5 protein-coding genes and 1 pseudogene are annotated in these 4,193 nt (G+C 56.0%); all 6 read left to right on the top strand.

Annotated features, from left to right (window positions below; translation table 11 throughout):
• Positions 1 to 977 (top strand): methyl-accepting chemotaxis protein (locus WM40_RS25725; RefSeq protein WP_046154449.1); only part of this gene is annotated, 977 nt, incomplete at its 5' end.
• Positions 978 to 989: 12 nt separating this feature from the next.
• Positions 990 to 1,217 (top strand): annotated as a pseudogene (locus tag WM40_RS29210) (hypothetical protein); the annotation flags it as partial.
• 526 nt (positions 1,218 to 1,743) lie between these two features.
• Positions 1,744 to 2,232, top strand: coding sequence for a PAAR domain-containing protein (locus tag WM40_RS28345; protein WP_157685256.1), 489 nt, complete (start codon positions 1,744 to 1,746; stop codon positions 2,230 to 2,232).
• A gap of 3 nt (positions 2,233 to 2,235) precedes the next feature.
• Positions 2,236 to 3,030, top strand: coding sequence for a hypothetical protein (locus tag WM40_RS25740; RefSeq protein WP_024906097.1), 795 nt, complete (start codon positions 2,236 to 2,238; stop codon positions 3,028 to 3,030).
• Positions 3,015 to 3,407 (top strand): DUF7079 family protein, encoded by a 393-nt coding sequence (locus WM40_RS32785; RefSeq protein ID WP_425220275.1) that lies wholly within the window; start codon positions 3,015 to 3,017, stop codon positions 3,405 to 3,407. The genes WM40_RS25740 and WM40_RS32785 overlap by 16 nt, the downstream gene beginning before the upstream one ends.
• Positions 3,408 to 3,583: 176 nt before the next feature.
• The gene (locus tag WM40_RS25745; protein ID WP_157685257.1) at positions 3,584 to 3,877 is read left to right on the top strand and encodes a DUF6388 family protein; all 294 of its coding nucleotides are present in this window, start codon (positions 3,584 to 3,586) and stop codon (positions 3,875 to 3,877) included.
• Positions 3,878 to 4,193: the final 316 nt, after the last annotated feature.

The following is a 4,193-nucleotide window of genomic DNA, read 5'->3' on the forward strand; positions in this document are numbered from 1 at the left end:
CTGCCATGCTCGTCGTGCTTGCACTCGTGGTGGGCGCTGTCGCTTGGCGCGTATCGGCTGATGTGTATGGATCCATCGGTGGTGAGCCGGCCGCAGCGGCGCGTGTTGCACAGCGTATTGCGCAGGGCGATTTGACAGCGGACATTGACATACGGCCCGGCGACACGAGTAGTCTGCTGTTCTCGCTCAAGGAGATGCGCGCTCAGCTAGCGCGCACGATCGCCGACATCAAGCGCTCCACGCAATCTATTGCGGCTGCATCGACAGAGATTGCATCAGGCAACGACGACCTCTCGGTGAGGACGGAGGAACAAGCTGCCGCGCTTGAGCAAACGACCGCGAGCCTGGATGCGCTGGTGAGCACGGTGGAAGGCAACGCAAAGAACGCCGAGCAGGGCGCCGTCCTGGCCAACACTGCATCGGAGGCGGCCGAGCGCGGCGGGCGTGCCGTTGGCGACGTCGTCGAAACCATGCGCGGCATCAACGAGAGTTCACGCAAAATCTCCGACATCACGAGTGTGATTGACGGCATTGCGTTCCAGACCAACATACTTGCCCTCAATGCCGCAGTGGAGGCCGCACGCGCCGGCGAAGGCGGGCGAGGATTCGCCGTGGTGGCTGGCGAGGTACGGTCCCTCGCGCAGCGCAGCGCGACAGCCGCCAAGGAAATTAAGACCTTGCTCACGGCGTCAACCGCGCGCATCGAGCAAGGCTCGGAACTGGTCGAGCGTTGCGGCACGACCATGACCGACGCCTTGCACTCGGTGGACGCGGTGACAAAGATCATGCGCGATATCGCGCAAGCCTCGTCGCATCAAACCCAAGGTATTGCAGAAATCGGCAAGGCGATTCGCCAGCTTGACAGCGTCACGCAATCGAACGCGGCGTTGGTTGAAGAGGCGGCGGCCGCCGCACAGTCGCTGGACCATCAGGCCGCGCGTTTGCGCGATGCCGTGGCGGTATTTGTTGTTGAGTAGCGGGTTGCCAAGTACGTCTACAAGCTGATCACGGCTGGCAGCGTCGAGGAAAAGATCGTCGCAATGCAGGAACAGAAAGCAGCCCTCGCGGACGTGACCCTCTCCGAGGACGCCGCTGGTGCCGTCAAGTTCTCGGCCGAAGATCTTGAGGCACTGTTTGAACCGATTCCGGCCGCGCCTGCCGCTTCATCTGTAGCGAAGCCGCGTTCGCGCACAAGAACAGGGGCGAGCGACGGCTAAGCTCCATAGTCGGTGATCAACAACAAACGTCACCTGGGGCCGTACCCGCGACAGCAGCGTACCGGGAAAGCCTTACTGGACACGCCTTTCGTGAGGATTTTCAATTTTCGGGGGATGGGCAAAAATAGCCACGTAGCGACAGCGCTCGGGAAAGGTCAGTCAAAGCCAACATTGGGAACGAAAAACAATTAAATGTCGAATTTCATAAAGCGTCGACCTTATGGCCTGAGCTATGGCTGATACTTAATTTATACTTGTAAATCTTGATAACAATCGGCACGTGGGCGTAGCATTGGCGCGCATGAGTGAACCTTCAATTGTGTCGCTCTAAGGGGCTGACGGCTATCGAAGCAATCATTGCCTGACATAGCTTCTTAGCGCATTCGATCTCGCCGCAGTGCAGATAAATTGAAGAGACGCGATGCGCCGATCATTTCTTGCAAAAGGCGACCGTGCGGGTTCCGCAGTCATCGTCGATGGCTTACCTACGAGTACGTATCAAGGCCCGGACGGGGTACGAGTCCAATTGGCAACGCTCTATATGCAGACGTGGTGCAACGCATGCAATAAGGCAGGCTACATCTCGCCCCGTGGGCCGCGTCACGCCGGGAAGGCTGAAAACGGTCGACAATATGCACTCTCCGGCGATGTCAACGTCTGCGACTGCTATCCCCCGCCGGTCTACGAAGTCGACCGCACCATGGCTCAAACTATAAGTAAAGACGATCTCGCCCGAATGACCCCGGACGTCGCCCGGTTGTCTGTATGGGATTCGCCGGAAGATGCCTGGCATTGGATCGGATTCCGCCTACGCGATGCGGGTAGCTGCGAAGGAATGCGTTGTGCGGCGTATTTCGCAGATGGCTCGGTCGAAACGAGCGTGTTCGACTCCAACAACGTGGTGACTTTTGATCGCCCCAACGGTAGCGAATGCCAGCGTGTGGAACTACTGCCAGACGACGCGCAGGCTTCGCGATCAGTGGCCGAATCTCTAATCTCTACAATTTTGGAGTGACCAATGGCCGAAAACCAAACTGCCTCGGCCACATTTCACGGGCCATACCAGACCAAGCACGAGCACGCGTTGGTTGGTGACGTTCTCAAATCAGCCAGGGATGCGCTTGAAAGCGCTGCGGCGAAATTTTCGACTGACGCAATCAGCGACGCCGCAGTTCGAGCACGTTACACAGCGGGTATTCAGCGCGTCAGCCGCATGGTTCAAGCGGAGGTTAGCTCGGGGCATATTTCGATCGCGGACGGAGCAAAATATTGCAATGAACTGAGAAACCAAATTTTGGCGGAAACGCGTAAGGTCACGTCGTCAGCAGCTCGTGCCTACGCGGAGAGAAAGAAGCCAGTTGGCCCAACATTGCAAGAATCACTCGATAAATATTCACATAAGGCCTACGGAAAGCCTTTTGCTGAATTGAGCGAAGTGGAACGAAATGGAGTGAGCTACTCGGTCATCGAGTCTGCTGGTCGCAACGATACTGCGGTGACTGCCGGCACGCGAAAGTTGAGAGTTGCAGGAAAAGTCGGCATCCTGATTACTGGGGCTTTGGCCGCTCATGCGATCCTGACAGCTCCGAACAAAATTCAAGAGACTGCGCGTCAGGGCACCGTAATACAAGGGGGCGTGCTAGGTGGCTATTTGGCCGGACTGGCGACGACGTTGGTGTGTGGGCCGGGGGCACCATTGTGCGCAATTGCTGTGGCGATCCTCGGCGTAGCTGTCGGATCTATTGCAACAGAATTCGCCTTCAACGCATACGAGGATGAGATCGAGGAGTTCAGATCGTGGGGAATTCGATAAGTCAAAATGATCGCGAGTTCATATGGACACAGTTGGCCGATTTCTTCACCTCAGCTGACGTGGAACATTTCCCTGATTTCGCTAGGTTGGCGAATTTTCCGATAGCAGAATTGAAGGAGATTTTTTTTCGCGAAGTCGCTCCTGCGTGCGGACATAACCTTCTCGTGACAACACCGGCCCTTGCCGAGGGCTTTGATCCGGATTGGGTTAAAGCCGAGGTCAGGCGGATCTTGGCGCGGCGCGATGCCGGACCAGCCGGAAGAATCGGTTACAACGCGAGTCGCTTGTTCTACCGTTGGTTGTCCGGGAGCGTTTGGCGGGAGGCCGAGCGCGCACTTGGCCGAATATCGCCTGCCTCAGCGCCGTCAACCAGTTAGTTAACGTGAAATTAACGCGCTTTACTCAGCCGGAATGTTGAGTTGGTTTTTGTACAAACATGAACTTGGTATCGGCGTGACGGGTATCCCTTTTTGGGTAGGAAGCATCATGCTGGTTAGCGTAGATTTCAAACGCGCGTCACATGTATGCGCGGCAGCAACTTGAATCGGAAAAAATGACCAAACTCACCGCAGATCAGTTGGTAAAAGGACGAAAGCGATTCCTCGACAGCCACCCTAACATCAAAATCGAGATCGCTTCCTTGACCCAGGCACATGCAGACGCCTTGGGTATCAGCCTTGAGGATCTACGTGAAAGCGAGACGATGCGACACCTTCGCGACGTAGCGAGAGCTAAGGGCGAGGATACTATGGAACTGTTTTGCAGCTATGTTGCGGACACCGCAGAGGAATTCAACGCTCTGGTGGAACAACGCAGAGCGTTGATCAACAGAAGCTTGGGCACTTGAGATCGGAAACTGGCGAGGAACGGCGCGATGAGTTCTAAGACAACCAACTCACTCCCAGATGGCAAATATTGGGCGACGCGCCGCGAGCGTACGACCATTGCGGCAGCGAATGGGTATGGTCAAGTCTTCCCTCAAGCGTTAATGATCGTCAAAGACGGATGGGCGTATTTTGAGCGCAACGGCACACGCATGTGGGATTGCAAGTCGGCGTAGACGACATCATTTCAGTTACCCAAGAAAGCTGGCGAATAGCGTACACTTCAATACTGGTTATTTATACAGCACCAAGGTATCCGCATGGATCGTCGCTCTTACT

It is taken from the genome of Robbsia andropogonis (genome assembly GCF_000970345.1).
Lineage (GTDB): Bacteria > Pseudomonadota > Gammaproteobacteria > Burkholderiales > Burkholderiaceae > Robbsia > Robbsia andropogonis.